15 protein-coding genes are annotated in these 16,235 nt (G+C 60.5%); 6 read left to right on the top strand and 9 right to left on the bottom strand.

Annotated elements, in window-relative coordinates:
* Nucleotides 1-86 precede the first annotated feature (86 nt).
* Nucleotides 87-2,042 (top strand): 4Fe-4S binding protein, encoded by a 1,956-nt coding sequence (locus tag ACR0NA_RS04990; protein WP_480726618.1) that lies wholly within the window; start codon nucleotides 87-89, stop codon nucleotides 2,040-2,042.
* Here the strand turns inward: ACR0NA_RS04990 and ACR0NA_RS04985 are convergent.
* Nucleotides 2,036-2,764 (bottom strand): hypothetical protein, encoded by a 729-nt coding sequence (locus ACR0NA_RS04985; protein WP_480726616.1) that lies wholly within the window; start codon nucleotides 2,762-2,764, stop codon nucleotides 2,036-2,038. The two genes, ACR0NA_RS04990 and ACR0NA_RS04985, sit on opposite strands and share 7 nt — an antisense overlap.
* Nucleotides 2,765-2,828: 64 nt before the next feature.
* Here ACR0NA_RS04985 and ACR0NA_RS04980 point away from each other — a divergent pair, with 64 nt between their 5' ends.
* Genes ACR0NA_RS04980 through ACR0NA_RS04965 form a run of 4 tightly spaced genes read left to right on the top strand, consistent with a single transcriptional unit; the run spans nucleotide 2,829 to nucleotide 5,264 of the window.
* Nucleotides 2,829-3,026, top strand: coding sequence for a DUF6494 family protein (locus ACR0NA_RS04980; protein WP_170651255.1), 198 nt, complete (start codon nucleotides 2,829-2,831; stop codon nucleotides 3,024-3,026).
* Nucleotides 3,023-4,084, top strand: a complete 1,062-nt coding sequence (locus tag ACR0NA_RS04975) for an Mrp/NBP35 family ATP-binding protein (RefSeq protein WP_170650362.1) — start codon at nucleotides 3,023-3,025, stop codon at nucleotides 4,082-4,084. The genes ACR0NA_RS04980 and ACR0NA_RS04975 overlap by 4 nt, the downstream gene beginning before the upstream one ends.
* Nucleotides 4,081-4,788 (top strand): biotin/lipoate--protein ligase family protein, encoded by a 708-nt coding sequence (locus tag ACR0NA_RS04970; protein WP_480726613.1) that lies wholly within the window; start codon nucleotides 4,081-4,083, stop codon nucleotides 4,786-4,788. Before ACR0NA_RS04975 ends, ACR0NA_RS04970 begins: the two co-directional genes overlap by 4 nt.
* Complete coding sequence (locus ACR0NA_RS04965) at nucleotides 4,785-5,264, top strand: DUF6505 family protein (protein ID WP_480726608.1); 480 nt, start codon at nucleotides 4,785-4,787, stop codon at nucleotides 5,262-5,264. The genes ACR0NA_RS04970 and ACR0NA_RS04965 overlap by 4 nt, the downstream gene beginning before the upstream one ends.
* Before the next feature lie 2 nt (nucleotides 5,265-5,266).
* Here ACR0NA_RS04965 and ACR0NA_RS04960 read toward each other — a convergent pair whose 3' ends face one another.
* The 8 genes from ACR0NA_RS04960 to acs all read right to left on the bottom strand — a co-directional run bounded on the left by ACR0NA_RS04960 (nucleotide 5,267) and on the right by acs (nucleotide 14,726).
* Complete coding sequence (locus ACR0NA_RS04960) at nucleotides 5,267-5,767, bottom strand: flavin reductase family protein (protein WP_480449188.1); 501 nt, start codon at nucleotides 5,765-5,767, stop codon at nucleotides 5,267-5,269.
* An 88-nt stretch (nucleotides 5,768-5,855) separates the two neighbouring features.
* Nucleotides 5,856-7,268, bottom strand: coding sequence for a 3'-5' exonuclease (locus ACR0NA_RS04955; protein WP_480726606.1), 1,413 nt, complete (start codon nucleotides 7,266-7,268; stop codon nucleotides 5,856-5,858).
* Nucleotides 7,269-7,270: 2 nt separating this feature from the next.
* A complete protein-coding gene (locus ACR0NA_RS04950; RefSeq protein WP_480726604.1) occupies nucleotides 7,271-7,789 on the bottom strand; it encodes a hypothetical protein in 519 nt (172 codons plus the stop codon).
* A gap of 80 nt (nucleotides 7,790-7,869) precedes the next feature.
* A complete protein-coding gene (locus tag ACR0NA_RS04945; RefSeq protein WP_480726603.1) occupies nucleotides 7,870-9,693 on the bottom strand; it encodes a DUF294 nucleotidyltransferase-like domain-containing protein in 1,824 nt (607 codons plus the stop codon).
* A gap of 110 nt (nucleotides 9,694-9,803) precedes the next feature.
* Nucleotides 9,804-11,588 (bottom strand): sodium:solute symporter family protein, encoded by a 1,785-nt coding sequence (locus ACR0NA_RS04940; protein WP_480726601.1) that lies wholly within the window; start codon nucleotides 11,586-11,588, stop codon nucleotides 9,804-9,806.
* 13 nt (nucleotides 11,589-11,601) lie between these two features.
* Nucleotides 11,602-11,886 carry a DUF4212 domain-containing protein gene (locus ACR0NA_RS04935; RefSeq protein ID WP_480726598.1) on the bottom strand — a complete coding sequence of 95 codons (285 nt, stop codon included), beginning with the start codon at nucleotides 11,884-11,886 and terminating at the stop codon, nucleotides 11,602-11,604.
* 184 nt (nucleotides 11,887-12,070) lie between these two features.
* Entirely contained in the window at nucleotides 12,071-12,754 is a 684-nt protein-coding gene (locus ACR0NA_RS04930) for an adenylate kinase (protein WP_480726596.1), read from the bottom strand.
* Between the two features lie 7 nt (nucleotides 12,755-12,761).
* Nucleotides 12,762-14,726, bottom strand: a complete 1,965-nt coding sequence (acs, locus tag ACR0NA_RS04925; protein ID WP_170650344.1) for an acetate--CoA ligase — start codon at nucleotides 14,724-14,726, stop codon at nucleotides 12,762-12,764.
* A gap of 429 nt (nucleotides 14,727-15,155) precedes the next feature.
* On the opposite strand from acs, the gene ACR0NA_RS04920 reads away from it, so the two are divergent.
* On the top strand, nucleotides 15,156-16,172 hold the full coding sequence (locus ACR0NA_RS04920; protein ID WP_480726594.1) for a C4-dicarboxylate TRAP transporter substrate-binding protein: 1,017 nt from the start codon (nucleotides 15,156-15,158) through the stop codon (nucleotides 16,170-16,172).
* Nucleotides 16,173-16,235 lie beyond the last annotated feature (63 nt).

Below are 16,235 nucleotides of genomic sequence, written 5' to 3'. Positions count from 1 at the left end.
CATTCGCGAGCCACCGCGTTACCTTACCAAAGCCCGGCTTTGCGCTATGGTTGACACAAGGCCGAACCAAAGCCCGAGGGGAGGATATGGGAAAAAAACTTTTGCTATGCGACTGCGAGGGATCTCAGTCGCTGGACGCTGCCTCAATCAGCACCTCGTGCGGCGTTGAATGCACGCGGGTTCACTCCGCTCTTTGCACCCGGGAATTGGGCATGGCTGCCGAACTGCTTACGCAGGATGATCAGGTTGTAATCGCCTGCGGACAGGAGCAGCAGGTGTTTCAGGAACTGGCCGAAGAACTGGGCGTGGACGAACCCGGATTTGTTGATCTGCGCGACCGTGCAGGCTGGTCCGGGCAGGGCGACGCGGCGGGACCCAAAATGGCAGCGCTGGCAGCCGAGGCGCTGTTGCCGCAACCGATTACGCCCAGCGTCGATGTGATCAGCGAAGGCGTCTGTTTCATTGTCGGGCCGGGTGACGTGGCATTCGATCTGGCCGAACGATTGTCGGATGTGCTTGCCGTGACCGTACTTGCGACGGATGACGCCGCTCCGCTCTCTCGTAAATTTGATACTGTCCGGGGCAGGCTGCAAACCGTAGACGGCGCGCTGGGTGGGTTCGACCTCAAGCTGGGCGCGCTTCAGCAGACGGAACCGGGCGGGCGGGGCGATTACCGCTGGACCGATCCGCGCGATGGCGCCGCCTCTCGCTGCGATATCATCATCGACCTGACCGGCGGCACGCCTTTTGTTCAGGCACCCGACAAGCGCGAAGGGTATCTGCGTGCCGATCCCCGCGATCCCGTGGCGGTTGCAAGGCTGGCTTTTGATGCCGCGCAACTGGTCGGGACGTTTGAAAAACCTCTTTACGTACGGCTTGAGGAAACGCTTTGCGCCCATTCCCGCGCCGGCCAGACCGGGTGTTCCAACTGTCTGGACATTTGCCCCACAGGGGCCATCACACCCGCCGGGGACCATGTGGCGATTGACCCGATGGTTTGCGCCGGATGCGGTGAGTGCGCGGCGCTTTGCCCCTCGACCGCCATCACGTATGAGGACCCTTCGGTATCCTCCCTTCTGGCGCGCATCCACATCCTTGCCCGCACCTACCGCCGGGCAGGCGGAACCGTGCCCCGGCTGCTGGTGCACGACGCCCATGGGGCAGATATGATCCGCCTGATGGCCCGTTTTGGTCGAGGCCTGCCCGCTGACGTGATCCCGCTGGAGCTAGGCGTCGTTTCCGGCTTTGGCCATGCCGAGATGCTGGCCGGGCTGGCCCACGGCTTCGCCCGCGTAGACGTCCTGCTTGCCCCAACGACCGAAAGGGATGCACTCACGCGCGAAATTGCACTGGCCGAAGCCATCGCGGGCAAAGGACGGCTGAGCCTGATCGACCTAAATGACCCGGATCTTCTGGCCGATCTGCTTTATGATCAGGACGCCCCGGTTCCATTGTCCGATCCGGTGCTTCCCATGGGCAACAGACGACAGATTGCGCGTCTTGCGGCGCAGGCTTTGAACCCCGGTGCCGAACAACCGCTGCCACTGCCAGATCACGCGCCCTATGGGGCGATTGCCGTGAATACGGATGCCTGTACCCTATGTCTGAGTTGCGTGTCTCTCTGCCCGTCCGGCGCTTTGATCGACAACCCCGACAAACCCCAGCTCAACTTTCAGGAGGACGCCTGCCTGCAATGCGGGCTGTGCCGCACGATCTGCCCGGAAAGTGCAATTGAGCTTGTCCCGCAACTGAATCTCAGTGACGCCGCCCTTTCGCAGCAGGTCCTGAACGAGGAAGAGCCGTTTGCCTGCATCGAATGCGGGGCGCCTTTCGGGGTCAAATCGACGGTCGAACGGATCATGCAGAAACTGGCGGGCTCGCACCCGATGTTCGCCTCGTCCGAACAAGCCAAAATGATCCAGATGTGTGACGATTGCCGGGTGCAGGCGCAGTTTCACAGTCAGGACAATCCGTTCACGTCGAATCCCAAACCGCGTGTGGTGACGACGGATGACTATTTCAGCAAGCGCAAGGATCACTGATGCTTCAGCGGCGCGCCCAGATCGGCGGCGGCAACGATGGACACAAACCCCAAAATCGCCTCCAGTTCATCCAGCGTGATCGTCACGGGATGGATCGGCGACGGGCGCTCGGGGTCGAATGGCGGGGTAACGCCGTCAATTTGTGTGAATGAAGGGTGCGGGTTGAGAACATAGAACTGCTGAAACCGCTCGGACCAGTCAGGAAAGGAACGCAACACTGAGAAGGACGGGGTAGACCCCAATCCGTTCATCCGGTTCTGCGGGCCAATCACATGGCAGCGCCCGCAATGGGTCAGCGCAAGTTTCTCGCCAAGGGCCGTGTCGGCATCGGGTTCAGCCACTTCCTGAATGTCCACGACCTCGAAATGCGCGGTGAATGGCCCGCCTGTATCCGGAGTGAAGCTTTCGACCGTGCGCTTGCCGATATCCGACAACAGCCAGTCGCGGAACTTTTGCTGGGATGGGGTATCCTCGATGCTCAGATGATAGATAACATCATCCCGTGCAAAAACCGGATCGCCCGGCGGCTCGACACTCAGCTTCATCACGCCGTCTTTTTCTGCGACAACGCGAATCCCGGTCTTGAGAGAGAAGCGCGGAAGGATATGTTTCAGGATACCGGATCGTGCCACTTCGTCCGGGGCTGCCAGTCCAAGAGCTTCCTGCGACGAGGAAGGGCTGGCGGAGAGCATCAGGCTCAGGCACAAAAGGACAAAGCGCATGGCTCAGCCTAACGGTGGCGGGGCAAATGCGTCAAATGAACAGAATGAGACGGAGACACATGCAATGAGCGGCGACTACAACATGTCGATGCGCAAATTCCTCAAGCAGGTTGGCGTGACCAGTCAGCAGGCGATCGAGGAAGGCCTGCGCAAAGCAGGCTCGCCTGCCGGAAAAAGCTTTGAGGCCCGCGTGGTTCTGACCATCGATGGGCTGGAGGTCGAGCATGTGGTGACAGGTCAGATCAAGGATGACGAGGCATGAGCGTCCGTGACGCGGTTCTGGCGAACCTGAAAAAGATTACCGATCCTGTCTCGGGTCAGGATATTGTCAGCGCGGGTATTGTCCGTGCCCTGAATGTCGAAGGCGACACGGTACGCTTTGTGCTTGAGATCGACCCGAAACAGGCCGAGCGGATGGAGCCTGTTCGTGCAACGGCCGAACAGGCGGCGCAGATGGTCGAAGGGGTCGCGAATGTCTCGGCCATGATGACCGCGCATTCGGAAAAGGCGCCGCCCGATCTGAAACCCAAACCCAAGCCCTCGCAAACCGGTCCTCAGGCAGTGCCGGGCGTGGACAGGATCATCGCCGTTGCATCGGGTAAGGGCGGCGTCGGTAAATCCACCGTTTCGGCGAATCTTGCCTGCGCACTGGCCGCCGAAGGTCGCCGGGTGGGCCTGCTGGATGCCGATGTCTATGGCCCGTCGCAGCCGCGTATGCTTGGCGTGTCCGGCCGCCCGGCCAGCCCGGATGGCAAAACCATCCTGCCGCTGCGCAATCACGGCGTGACCATGATGTCGATGGGCCTGATGGTAAACGAAGGACAGGCGGTTGTCTGGCGTGGCCCGATGCTGATGGGCGCATTGCAACAGATGATGGGGCAGGTGCAATGGGGCGCACTGGACGTACTGATCGTCGACTTGCCGCCTGGCACCGGTGACGTGCAGCTTACGCTGAGCCAAAAGTTCAAAGTGGACGGCGCCATCGTCGTCTCGACCCCGCAGGATGTTGCGCTGATCGACGCGCGCAAGGGGATCGACATGTTCCGTCAGCTCAAGACACCGATCCATGGCATGATCGAAAACATGTCCACCCATATCTGCTCGAATTGCGGGCATGAGGAACATGTGTTCGGCCATGGCGGCGTTGCGGCCGAGGCCAAAGAATTGGACGTTCCGCTGTTGGGTGAAATCCCGCTGCATCTGGATATCCGGGTTGCTGCGGATGGCGGCGCGCCGATTGTCGTCAGTAAGCCTGAAAGCCAACAGGCCGAGGCCTTCCGCAGGATTGCCCGTGACCTGATTGCCAAAGGCAACGCATGAACCAGCCGGTCTTCCCCCCTTTGCTTCAGGGTTATCCCGTGCAGGGCGGGGAAGACCCCTTTGACCGCGCGCAGGCGCTTGCAGCGCTGGGCTGCGACGCGGGTACCATCACCTACAACATTCAGGCCGATCACCTGCGGGTGGCCATCGTTTTTGCCCCGGAAATACCGTTGCAGGACGCGATGGCGATGTTGCCCCTATGTGCGGTCGGGTTCCAGAACGCGCTGGGCGCATTGGCCCCGCCCGAGGTTGCCGTTCATCTGGGCTGGGGCGGGCTGATCTGCGTCAACGGGGCCAGATGCGGGCAATTTCACGTTGCCGCCTCAACCTCTGATCCCACACAGGTTCCTGACTGGCTCGTGGTCGGTTGGGATCTGACATTGCTACAGACCGGCCACGCTCCGGGCGAGACACCGGACATTACCGCGCTTTACGACGAAGGCTGTGCCGATGTTTCTCCGGTTCAACTGGTTGAAAGCTGGTCGCGCCACACACTGACCTGGCTCAACCGGTGGGAAGAGGATGGCAACGCGCCTTTGCACGGCGAATGGATGGGCCTGCTGCGTGGCGTCGGCGAACCGATCAAGTGGCAGGGGCATTCGGGGATATTCCTCGGCACTGATGAAAGGTTCGGAATGTTGATCCGCGATGGCGCGGACACGCACCTTCACCCCCTGACAACCCTGTTGGAGAAACCGTCATGAAACTGGCCCGCGCCATTCATTTCGATGAAAGCGATACACATGTCTTTCATTCCCCGGCCCGGACCGGCGAATGGTGCATCTCGGGCGGGTTCGAGTTCTCCAACTGGGGCGAGGGCGATCTGGAAGGCAAGGCGCGGCAGGCCTTTGCCAATGGCTGGCTGGGTCTGGAAACTTTCGGTCGGGTGACGTTTGTGGCAGTGACGCAGATCGAACAGGCCGAGCGTGAACGGCTGGCCGACGCATTGGCTGCGCATTTCGTGCAGCTATACGGCGCACCCTCGATCGAGGCGGCACTGGGCGTCGCCCGCGAAGAAATCGCGCATATGTCCGAACTCTGCGATGATCACGACCCCAACACCCTGCTGACAGTCGCGCGCGAGTTGACCGATGCCGGTGTTCACGAGGCGTATCGGGCAATCACCCCACAGGATGCCGAGCTGGAGGCGTTTGCCGTCCATGGATCGCTGGATGAATAGCCTTACAGCAGGTCGATGAACGATCCGAACTGTCCGCGCTTGAATATCAGCCCCTTGCCGGTGCGATGCATCACATTCTCAACTTCACCCACAAGGATCAGATGATCCCCCGCGTCGTGACGGTTGAACAGTTTGCAGTCGAACCGCGCCAGACATCCGGACAGCACCGGCCTGCGTTTATGGTCATGCGCCCAGTCAGCATGTGAAAAATCCAGACCGTTCCGCGCAAAGCGAAGCGCCTGATTTTGCTGTTCCTCGGCCATGACGTGGATGGAATAGTGATCGGCCGAGTGGAACGCATCAAAGCGGTTGGAATCCTTGCCCAGACACCAAAGAACCAGCGGCGGGTCCAAAGACACCGAGGAAAAAGAGTTCACGGTTATGGCGACAGGGGCGTCACCCATCGTTGTCGTAACGACAGTCACACCGGTACCGAAACATCCCAGAGCCTCGCGAAACGCGAGGGTTTGATCCGGGCTTGGGGTAAAGACGTTTTCGGTCATCGCGTGCTCATTGGGTGGCCGCGCATCACGTGCCACGCCGCGAGGGGATTGTCCATGGAAAGCTGACTCTGACCTGCGCCTTTCGTATTCAGTTCAGATCTTCCAGCAACCGTCCGTGCTTGCGCGTCTCGGCGATCACATCGCCAAACGTCCTCATGCCGCGCGATTTCAGCATCGGCAGCATCTTTACCAGAACCTCAGCCGTGGCGACGGCATCCCCCAATGCCGTATGGCGCAGGGTTTCCGGTATCGTGACGCCCAGACGATCACAGACCGCATCCAGCGTATGAACCTCGCTTGCCCCGAACAGAACAGCGGACAACAGAACCGTATCAAGGATCGGGTGATCCCAGCTGACATCCATCTTGGTGGCATGACGGCGCAGAAACGCCATGTCGAAGGGCGCGTTATGCGCAACAATCACCGCGTCCCGTGCAAAGTGGTGGAACCTGCGGCCGGCCTCGGCAATATCCGGCGCGCCCTGAACCATTCTGTCGCTGACCTTGTGCACTCTGGTCGATGCGGGCGGGATCGGAATGCCCGGATCAACCAGCGTGTCCATCTGTTCGCCTTCGATGATCCTGCCTCTGAGAACGCGAACCGCACCGATCTGGACGATCTCATCCTTATGGGGCAGCAGGCCGGTGGTTTCGGTGTCGAAGACGACAAAACACAGATCGGACAGCATGCGGTTCTCGAACAGATCATCACCCGGCGTGTCCAGCAGTTCGAAATCGTAGACCAGCGGCCGCGCTGCTTCGGGCGGAATGCGGGCGACGCTGTCCTCGAAAATCAACATGTAACCCGGGGCATCCCCCAACGGCTTCATGCGCGCGGTATAGGTCTGCGCGCCGTCAACGCTGCTGAGTGTGCAATAAGCATCCATCCCGGTTTTGACCAACTGGGCATAGGCTTTTTCAAGCGGCTCCCGATCCAGATAGTCGAACAGCGACGCGTTCAGCCGCGGATGCGCGATCTGCGCCAGAACCTCAGCGGCCTGAGCGTCATACAGAACGATCTTGTGCGTCGGCCCGGCCAGCAGCATCGCAACCGGAATTTCGGTCAACAGAGCAGTCAGGCGCTGTTTCTCCGCCGACAGATGCGCGGTCTCGGCAGCGACCGCTTCGGCGGTGTTCATGGCCTTGTCGGCCAGTTGCTCTGCCAGACCTGCGGCGGCGGGTGCAAGGTCGCCAAGATAGCGGGCGGCCTGCACATCCATGTCAGAACTGACCCCGGCATGGGCCCGGGCGCGCAGCTCGGCCGAGAGACGTTCGATCGGTTTGGCAACGTTGTCGTCGAACAGCAGCCAGACACCGGCCACCAGCGCAAGCAGACCGAACGAGATCACAATCCCGGCAAAGACAAACGCGTCTGAGACATCGGGATCGCCCAGCCGTGCATAGCTGACCCACAGCGCCAGCGCGCTGACAACAAGGCCGCCAACGGCCAGCAGGCAGAAAAACAGAAAGATTCTCAGACGCAGGCTCAGCCGGGTCAGCATGATCAGACCTCGCAGGTTGCCTCGATGATCGGATCGTTGGTGCCGGCCTTCACCCAGGACGCATTCAGCAGGGCGCCGTCATCGCCGAACTCGGCCCCGTCGATCAAGTTGGCCCGCCGGTTTCCGGCGCAGTCAACGGCGACGGGTAGTTTCGAAACCGGAGCCCAGCGACCAAAGAAGTACAGATCGACCAATCGCTGATCCGGAACCTGTTCATTGGTACGAACCGACGTGGTGTCTATGGCGGCAAACCTGTCCACGAAGGGAACCGCATAGGTCCACGGGCGATAGATGGCGCGGCTTTCAACCTCCTGCACGACGGCCAGACCGTCGGGCAGGGCGTCGCGCGTGCGGTCGTACCACGAATACTCGCTGCCGATGGTGACGGCGATCATCCCGACCCCGGCCCCCACAGGCGCGGCCCAGCGGGGCAGGCGGCCGCCCGTCACCATGTTCAGCAGCATTACGATACCGGCCACGGCGAAACCCGCGAAAACTGTGCCGATCAATTCCAGAAACATGGTGTCTCTCCGTCCTGCGGCGCTGTGCGCCGGTATTGGTGCCGCCCGGGGCGATACACCCAAATGTTAGTACCCTGATGCTAACTCAGCATCCCTTTTCCGTGTCCAACCGCCGACTGCATCGTTTTGACCACGACAAAAGCGTCCCTCAGATGGCTGCGTTCGAAATCCGAAAGCTCGGTCGGTGGCATGTAGTTGTCCGGTTTTCCGCCCGACCTGACCAGCGCCACCTGATGCTCCAGCCGGGTTTCTGCGATCAGATCATAAGCATCCAGTAGATCGCGCGCACCCGAAGGGCTGATGACGCCAGCGGCTTCGGCCGCCTCCAGCCTGGCCCGCGTATTTGCCTCGGTCAATTGCCCCTTTAGGGCATAGATGCGCGCCAGATCGACAATTGGAACCACGCCGTTGTGTTTCAGATCCAGCGTGTTGCGATGCTCGCCCGACCGAATGGTGGCAAACCCCCGCAGCAGTCCCAGCGGTGGTGTGTGTTTCAGCGAGTTCGAAATCATATGCGCCACAAAGATCGAATTGTTGCTGGCGGCCTTCAGCGTATCGGCCTGCAAGTCCTGAAACAGCCCGAACGCGCCGCCAATCGGGCGCAGATCGAACATGACCGAGGCCAGCATTTGCGCCTCTGGGTTTGGTTTGGCAATCCAGCCCGTAAAATACTCGCGCCAGACCCGAACCGGCTGGCACCAGCGCGGATTGGTCGCCATCATGTCGCCGGGGCAGTAGAAATACCCGCAGGTGTCCAGCCCGTCCGAGACGAATTTTGCCAGAGCGTGGAAATACGGCATGTCGGCATCCGTCACGCTGTCATCCAGCATCAGGCAATTGTCCTGATCGGAAACCCCGGTCTGTTCCTGCCGCCCCTGCGATCCGCAGGCCAGCCACAGGTAAGGAACCGGCGGCGGCCCCAGCTTGTCCTCGGCTAGTGTCAGCAGGCGGCGCGTGGCCGTATCCGCGATGTCGGTGATCAGGCGCGTGACGATCTCGTGCCGGTTGCCACCGGCCACCAGTTGCACAAGCAGTTGCGGGATTTCGGCGGTGACATGCGCCATGTCCTTTGCCGATGGTGCATGGGCGATGCGGCGCACCAGCTCGGCTGAGCTGACGGCCTGATAATGGGTCAGATCCGTTTGCGTGACCATGCCGACAAGCCGATTACCCTCGGTAATCGGTATGTGGCCGATATTGCGCTCCATCATGGCATGCAGCACATCCGACCCGATATCGCCCGGTGACAGAGTGATCGGATCGGCGGTCATGACCTGTGAAATGGGGGTCGATGCGGGCAGCGCCTCGGCAACGACCTTTCCGGACAGATCGCGCACGGTGACAATGCCCTGCAGCGCATCGCCATCGGTGATGCACAGGGACGAGATTCCGCGATCCCGCATCAGCTGCGCAGCTTCCTGCACCGAGGTGGCCAGGGGGCAAATCGCCGGGTCGCGCGTCATCAGCGTGTCGATACGGCTGGTGGCAAGCGTCGGCTGCTCGGGCCGGGGGGCGCGGGAGCGGTTGAAAAACCGGGCCACGATCTGATGCTCGGAAATAAGTCTGCGGAACAGGGCAGGGGGCAGCACCAACAATGTCGTGGGCGCATCTGCCCTTGCATGGGTGGCGGCCTTGCCGTCCCGCAGCAGGCCCCGCTCGCCAAACGAATTGCGCAGGCCCAGATGGGAAACAACCACGCCGTTTGCGTCGGTGATCTCGATCTGGCCTTCGTAGATGATGAACAATCCGGGCAGTGCGTCACCCAGCGCGTATATGCCCATGCCCTGTTCGACGTCCCGCACCTCGATCTGCGGTGCCATGGCGTTCAGCTCGTCCATCGGCAAGGCGTCATACGGGTGTACGGATTTCAGAAATCGCGTGATGTGATCGGACGACAGGGCCATGTGTGGTCTCTTGATGTCTTAACGAAAAGCCCCGCCCGGTGGTGTGCCGGGCGGGAACAGTGGGTCGAAGGTTGCGGCCAGAGTGTCAGACACCGCCAGCCGCATCCGACTCAGTGATCCTGAGCCGCGCCCGCGCCACGGGGAATGCGCACGCTTTCGACCAGATCCTTGATCTCCTGCGGGGTCTCCTTGGTCATGCCGGCGACCACATAGGCGACACCAAAGTTGATCATTGCACCGATGGCGCCGAACGAGGTCGACTTGATCGGACCCAGAAGCGGGTCAGCATCGGTGAACGAGTTGGTGCCCGGAATGAACAGCCAGCCCTTGTGCAGGAAGATATAGATCAACGTGACCGTCAGACCTGCCAGCATGCCTGCAACCGCGCCCGTGTTGTTGATGCGGGTCGAGAAGATCCCCATCATCAGCGCCGGGAAGATCGAGGCAGCCGCCAGACCGAATGCAAGCGCAACCGTTTGCGCCGCAAAGCCCGGTGGGTTCAGACCCAGATAGGTTGCGACAACGATGGCCACGGCCATAGCGATACGCGCGGCCAGCAGTTCACCTTTTTCCGAGATATTCGGGTTGATCGCACCTTTGACAAGGTCGTGGGACACAGCCGACGAGATCGCCAGCAGCAGACCCGCAGCCGTGGACAGAGCAGCAGCCAGACCACCGGCAGCGACCAGACCGATCACCCAACCCGGCAGGTTGGCGATTTCCGGGTTGGCCAGAACCAGGATGTCACGGTTGAACTTGGTCAGTTCGTTACCAACCCAGCCTTTTTCTTCCGCGATTGCCTGCATCGATTCAGACTTGTCATTGTAGTACTGAATCTTGCCGTCGCCGTTTTTGTCTTCCCAATCCAGCAGACCGGTTTTCTGCCAAGTGGCCATCCAGTCATAGCGCGGATCGTTGTCGATTTCCTCGACAGAGACAGCGCCACCTTCGATGCCACCGTTGGGCCACATCATGTCGGTGATGTTCAGGCGGGCCATTGCGCCAACCGCAGGGGCGGTCAGGTACAGCAGCGCGATGAACACCAGCGCCCAGCCAGCGGACCAACGAGCGTCGGACACTTTCGGCACGGTGAAGAAACGCATGATGACGTGCGGCAGACCGGCGGTACCGATCATCAGCGACAGCGTGAACAGCACCATGTTCAGCGTGTTCGAATGGTGCGCCGTGTATTCGGCAAAGCCCAGCTCGGCCACGATGGCGTCCAGCTTGGTCAGCAGCGGCTCACCACCTGCGGTGTCTCCGAACAGACCCAGCGCCGGGATCGGATTGCCGGTCAGCTGCAGCGAGATGAAGATCGCCGGGATGGTATAGGCGGTGATCAGCACGCAGTACTGAGCGACCTGAGTGTAGGTCACGCCCTTCATCCCGCCAAACACTGCATAGGCGAATACGACGCCTGCGCCGATCAGCAGACCAGCGGTGTTCGACACCTCGAGAAAGCGGCCAAAGGCCACGCCCACGCCGGTCATCTGACCGATCACGTAGGTCACCGACGCAACGATCAGACAGATCACCGCAACGATACGCGCGGTCTGGCTGTAGAAGCGGTCGCCGATGAACTCCGACACCGTGTACTTTCCGAACTTGCGCAGGTAAGGCGCCAGCAGCAGTGCCAGCAGCACGTAGCCGCCGGTCCAGCCCATCAGGAACGAGCTGTTGTCGTAGCCGGTAAAGGCGATAAGGCCCGCCATCGAGATGAACGAAGCCGCCGACATCCAGTCAGCCGCAGTCGCCATACCGTTGGTGACGGGATGAATGCCGCGACCGGCGGCATAGAATTCTGATGTGGACCCCGCGCGGGCCCAGATCGCGATGCCGATGTAAAGCGCAAAGGACGCGCCCACAAACAGCAGGTTGATGGTAAACTGATCCATTGTCCCCAGCCCCTTATTCTTCGCCCACGCCGTGTTCGGCGTCTAGCTTGTTCATCCGCCAGGCGTAGTTGAAGATCAGCACCAGAAAGACCAGAATCGATCCCTGCTGAGCGAACCAAAAGCCCAGATCGGTGCCGCCAACGGCGATGCCGGACAGCAACGGACGCAGCAGAATGCCGAATCCGAAAGACACCAGCGCCCATATGATAAGGCTGATGACGATGAGGCGCAGGTTTGCCTGCCAATAGCCCTTGTCGGCTTCGGCAGTCTGCGCGGAGTTTGTTGAATGATCCGCCATTGCGGTACCTCCTTGCTTCCTCCTCGGGCGGCCCCATGCCCAACTCCTCCAGTACGTTGGGCCACCCTTTGATGCGCCGAACGCCGGGTCGACGTCAGGCATAACTTCTCCGGTCCGCCAGGGCGGGTCCATTGAAGTATTCTTTTGCAGGATCAAAGCCCTTGGCCGGGCTTGTCTCCTCCCCTTAATTCATCGCGTCGCCGACGATCCTCTCCAGATCGCGGGCGATATCGTCAATCTTGCCCATGGCGTCGGTGCGCACCAGAACGCCATTGCCGTCGTAATATCCGATCAGCGGCGCAGTCTGCGCGTGGTACGCCTCAAGGCGCGAAGCCACGGTTTCCGCGTTGTCGTCGGCGCGGCGGTTGAACTCGGTCTTGCCGCATTTGTCGCATACACCTTCGACCGCCGGTTTCTTGAACTGGTCGTGAAACCCTTCGCCGCATCCGGCGCAGGTGTAGCGCCCCGAGATACGGATCACCATTTCGGCATCCTCGACCTCAAGGCTGATGGCGGCGTTGATCTTCTGATCGGTTTCCGACAGCAGACCGTCCAGTGCCTCTGCCTGAACCGTGGTGCGCGGAAAGCCGTCCAGAATGACACCGCGCGCACAGTCAGGTTCGACCAGACGGTCGCGCAGGATGGCAATGACAATCTCGTCACTGACCAGATCGCCCGCTTCCATGACAGCCTTGGCAGCCTTGCCCGCCTCGGTGCCGGCGGCAACTGCCGCGCGCAGCAAATCACCGGTGCTGAGCTGCACCAGCCCGAACTTGTCCTCCAGCATCCGTGCCTGTGTGCCCTTCCCGGCGCCCGGAGGGCCGAGAAGGATCAGTACGGCGGGGGTGGTGGTTGTGGCAGCGTCCATCACACCCTCACTTGTTCGCGCGGTTTTCGATCAGGTCTTCGACAACCGACGGATCGGCCAGTGTCGAAGTGTCACCCAACGAGCCAAAGTCGTTCTCGGCGATCTTGCGCAGGATACGGCGCATGATCTTGCCCGAGCGGGTCTTGGGCAGGCCGGGGGCCCACTGGATCACATCCGGGCTGGCAATCGGGCCGATTTCGGTCCGCACCCATGTCCGCAGCTCTTTCAGCAACTCATCGCTGGGTTCGCGGTCATTCATCAGGGTGACATAGCAATAGATGCCTTGCCCCTTGATTTCATGCGGATAACCAACCACGGCGGCCTCGGCGACCGCGGCGTGTGCCACCAGCGCGCTTTCTACCTCGGCCGTACCCATGCGGTGACCCGAGACGTTGATCACATCATCGACGCGGCCGGTGATCCAGTAATCACCGTCCTCGTCGCGGCGGCATCCGTCGCCGGTGAAGTAATAGCCTTTGTAATCCGAGAAATAGGTCTTCTCGAACCGCTCATGATCGCCCCAGACGGTGCGCATCTGACCGGGCCAGCTGTCCTTGATGCAAAGAACGCCCTCGACCCCGTTGCCCTGAATTTCGACACCCGACTGTGGGTCCAGAACAACCGGAAGGATGCCAAAGAACGGCTTCATCGCCGAACCGGGCTTCATCGCATGCGCGCCGGGCAGGGGGGTCATCAGGTGACCGCCGGTCTCGGTCTGCCACCAGGTGTCCACGATGGGACAGCGACCACCGCCCACAACTTCGTTGTACCAGTTCCAGGCTTCGGGGTTGATCGGTTCGCCCACGGTACCCAGAACCTTCAGATCGCTCAGGTCGCATTTCTCGACCCACTCGTTGCCCTGACCCATCAGCGCGCGCAGGGCGGTAGGAGCGGTATAGAACTGATTTACCTTGTGCTTTTCACACACCTGCCAGAACCGGCTGGCATCCGGATAGGTCGGCACGCCCTCGAACATCAGCGTCGTCGCGCCGTTCGCCAGCGGACCATAGACGATATAGCTGTGGCCGGTGACCCAGCCCACATCCGCCGTACACCAATAGATGTCGCCTTCGTGGTAATCGAACGTGACCTCATGTGTCAGCGATGCATAGACCAGATAACCGCCTGTCGTGTGCACCACGCCCTTGGGCTGACCGGTCGAACCCGAGGTATAAAGGATGAACAGCGGGTCTTCGGCATTCATCTCGGCGGGGGCGCAGTAATCATCTGCTTCCAGCGCCATTTCATTATAGTCATAGTCGCGCCCGTCGACCCATGTGGTCTGACCGCCGGTGCGCTTGACCACCAGACATTTTACCGTGTCCTTGCAATGCAGCAGGGCGGCGTCCGCGTTGGATTTCAGCGGCGTCTTGCGGCCCCCGCGGGGGGCTTCGTCGGCGGTGATGACAACCTTGGCCTCGCAGCCGTTGATACGGGCGGCCAATGCATCCGGCGAGAACCCGGCAAAGACGATCGAATGAATGGCGCCGATCCGCGCGCAGGCCAGCATGGCATAGGCAGCCTCGGGGATCATCGGCAGGTAAATCACCACCCGGTCGCCCTTGCGAACGCCCATCGATTCCAGAATGTTGGCCATCCGGCAGGTGCGGCGATGCAGCTCGGCATAGGAGATGTGTTGTGCTGCATCGTTTGGATCATCCGGCTCCCAGATGATCGCGGTCTGGTCGCCGCGGGTTTTCAAGTGGCGGTCCAGACAGTTGGCAGATACGTTCAGCGTACCATCGGCATACCAGTTGATGCCGACATTCCCGAAGTTGTAGTTGACGTCCTTGACCTGCGTATAGGGCTTGATCCAGTCGACACGCTTGCCCTGTTCATCCCAGAATTTCTCGGGGTCGTTAATCGAGGCCGCATACATGTCGGCATATTTCGCGGCATCAACGTGGGCACGTGCGACGGTTTCGGCGGATGGCGGGTACACCTTGGCATCTGCCTGGGCAGCGGTCGTCATTTCTGAGGCTCCTCCCTCTGGACTGGATTACATGAACCGATATTGCCCGCAGTTCGGGTAATGTCGATCCGGTTCCTCCCCAATTCGAATAATACGGGGTTCGGAAAAGAAAGAAATAAATTGCCGTATTTCTTGAATTAGTTTGTAAAGAAATTTTTACTTTCACGGTCAGTTTGTAAACTTTTTTGAAGGTGGTGAAATTAATTTAATGATAGCAGTGCTCTAGATGTGGATTTTCAATCCCCTCGTTACCCTGCAAATTATCGGCGCTCCTGATCGCAACCTGACGGATCATGAGCGATTGCCGTGCTCCCGTTTGCCGGGTGGCTTGATCTGGCACCGGCGGCAGGGGTTGGCAGGCACAAGTGTTGGCGCTAGCTTGACCGTCAAGCGCCCTGACAAAGGGGCGTCGCACAGGGAGAGAATAAAATGCACAAGATGTTGAGCGGCGCGGCAGTAGCCGCCATTAGCCTTGCCTTTGTCGCCGAGGCGTCGGCCACGGAATGGAATGCCTCGGTCTGGGGTAAACGGCGCGCCTTTACCGAACATGTCGAAAAACTGGCCGAACTTGTTAACGAAAAGACCGGCGGCGACTTTACCATCAACGTCAGCTATGGCGGCCTGTCCAAACCTAAGGAAAATTTGGACGGCATCGAAATCGGCGCGTTCGAGATGGCCCAGTTCTGCGCGGGCTATCACCGCGACAAGAACCGCGCGATCACGGTTCTGGAGCTGCCTTTCCTCGGCGTGAATTCGCTGGATGAAGAGGTGGCCGTCAGCCACGCCGTCTATGCTCATCCGGCAGTTAAGGATGAAATGGCGCAGTGGAACGCGCGTATCCTGATGACCTCGCCGATGCCGCAATACAATCTGGTGGGTACCGGCGACCCGCGTGACCAACTTGCAGAATTCGACGGCATGCGCGTGCGCGCGACCGGCGGTCTGGGTCAGGCGTTCGAGGCGGTCGGCGGCGTTCCGACATCCGTACCCGCGACCGAGGCGTTCAATGCGATGGAATCCGGTGTTGTTGATACCGTGGCCTTTGCCCAGCACGCACACCTGTCCTTTGGCACCATCAACGAGGCCGACTGGTGGACCGCCAACCTGAACCCCGGCACCGTGAACTGCCCGGTGGTGGTCAATATCGAGGCGTATGAGGCCCTGCCGGCTGAACATCGCGAAGCGTTGGACAGTTCCATCGACGAAGCCATCGCGCACTATCTCGCCAACTATGGCGAACTGCTCAAGAAATGGGATGGTGTTCTGGAAGAGAAGGGCGTGCAGAAAGTCACGATCGACGATGCCGTTCTTGACGAATTCCGCGCCAAGGCGGCTGACCCGATCCGGGAACAGTGGATCGCCGATATGTCGGAACAGGGGCTGCCTGCGCAGGACCTGTACGATCTCGTTCAGGCCACGCTGAAGCAGCAGCGCGGCGGTAACTGAGACCTGAAACCGGGCACCCTCGGGTGCCCGGATCACGACTGATTTCGCGACACAAGGGAATTC

The organism is Ruegeria sp. C11, from assembly GCF_056537725.1.
This window is presented reverse-complemented; position numbering and strand designations above follow the sequence as displayed.

Bases quoted from the DNA above. Each gene is read 5' to 3' on its own strand.
- ACR0NA_RS04965 (WP_480726608.1), top strand. From the start codon at position 4,785: ATGAAACTGGCCCGCGCCATTCATTTCGATGAAAGCGATACACATGTC.
- ACR0NA_RS04920 (WP_480726594.1), top strand. From the start codon at position 15,156: ATGCACAAGATGTTGAGCGGCGCGGCAGTAGCCGCCATTAGCCTTGCC.
- ACR0NA_RS04945 (WP_480726603.1), bottom strand. From the start codon at position 9,693: ATGGCCCTGTCGTCCGATCACATCACGCGATTTCTGAAATCCGTACAC.
- ACR0NA_RS04970 (WP_480726613.1), top strand. From the start codon at position 4,081: ATGAACCAGCCGGTCTTCCCCCCTTTGCTTCAGGGTTATCCCGTGCAG.
- ACR0NA_RS04950 (WP_480726604.1), bottom strand. From the start codon at position 7,789: ATGTTTCTGGAATTGATCGGCACAGTTTTCGCGGGTTTCGCCGTGGCC.
- ACR0NA_RS04955 (WP_480726606.1), bottom strand. From the start codon at position 7,268: ATGCTGACCCGGCTGAGCCTGCGTCTGAGAATCTTTCTGTTTTTCTGC.
- ACR0NA_RS04960 (WP_480449188.1), bottom strand. From the start codon at position 5,767: ATGACCGAAAACGTCTTTACCCCAAGCCCGGATCAAACCCTCGCGTTT.
- acs (WP_170650344.1), bottom strand. From the start codon at position 14,726: ATGACGACCGCTGCCCAGGCAGATGCCAAGGTGTACCCGCCATCCGCC.
- ACR0NA_RS04975 (WP_170650362.1), top strand. From the start codon at position 3,023: ATGAGCGTCCGTGACGCGGTTCTGGCGAACCTGAAAAAGATTACCGAT.
- ACR0NA_RS04930 (WP_480726596.1), bottom strand. From the start codon at position 12,754: ATGGACGCTGCCACAACCACCACCCCCGCCGTACTGATCCTTCTCGGC.
- ACR0NA_RS04985 (WP_480726616.1), bottom strand. From the start codon at position 2,764: ATGCGCTTTGTCCTTTTGTGCCTGAGCCTGATGCTCTCCGCCAGCCCT.
- ACR0NA_RS04940 (WP_480726601.1), bottom strand. From the start codon at position 11,588: ATGGATCAGTTTACCATCAACCTGCTGTTTGTGGGCGCGTCCTTTGCG.
- ACR0NA_RS04990 (WP_480726618.1), top strand. From the start codon at position 87: ATGGGAAAAAAACTTTTGCTATGCGACTGCGAGGGATCTCAGTCGCTG.
- ACR0NA_RS04980 (WP_170651255.1), top strand. From the start codon at position 2,829: ATGAGCGGCGACTACAACATGTCGATGCGCAAATTCCTCAAGCAGGTT.
- ACR0NA_RS04935 (WP_480726598.1), bottom strand. From the start codon at position 11,886: ATGGCGGATCATTCAACAAACTCCGCGCAGACTGCCGAAGCCGACAAG.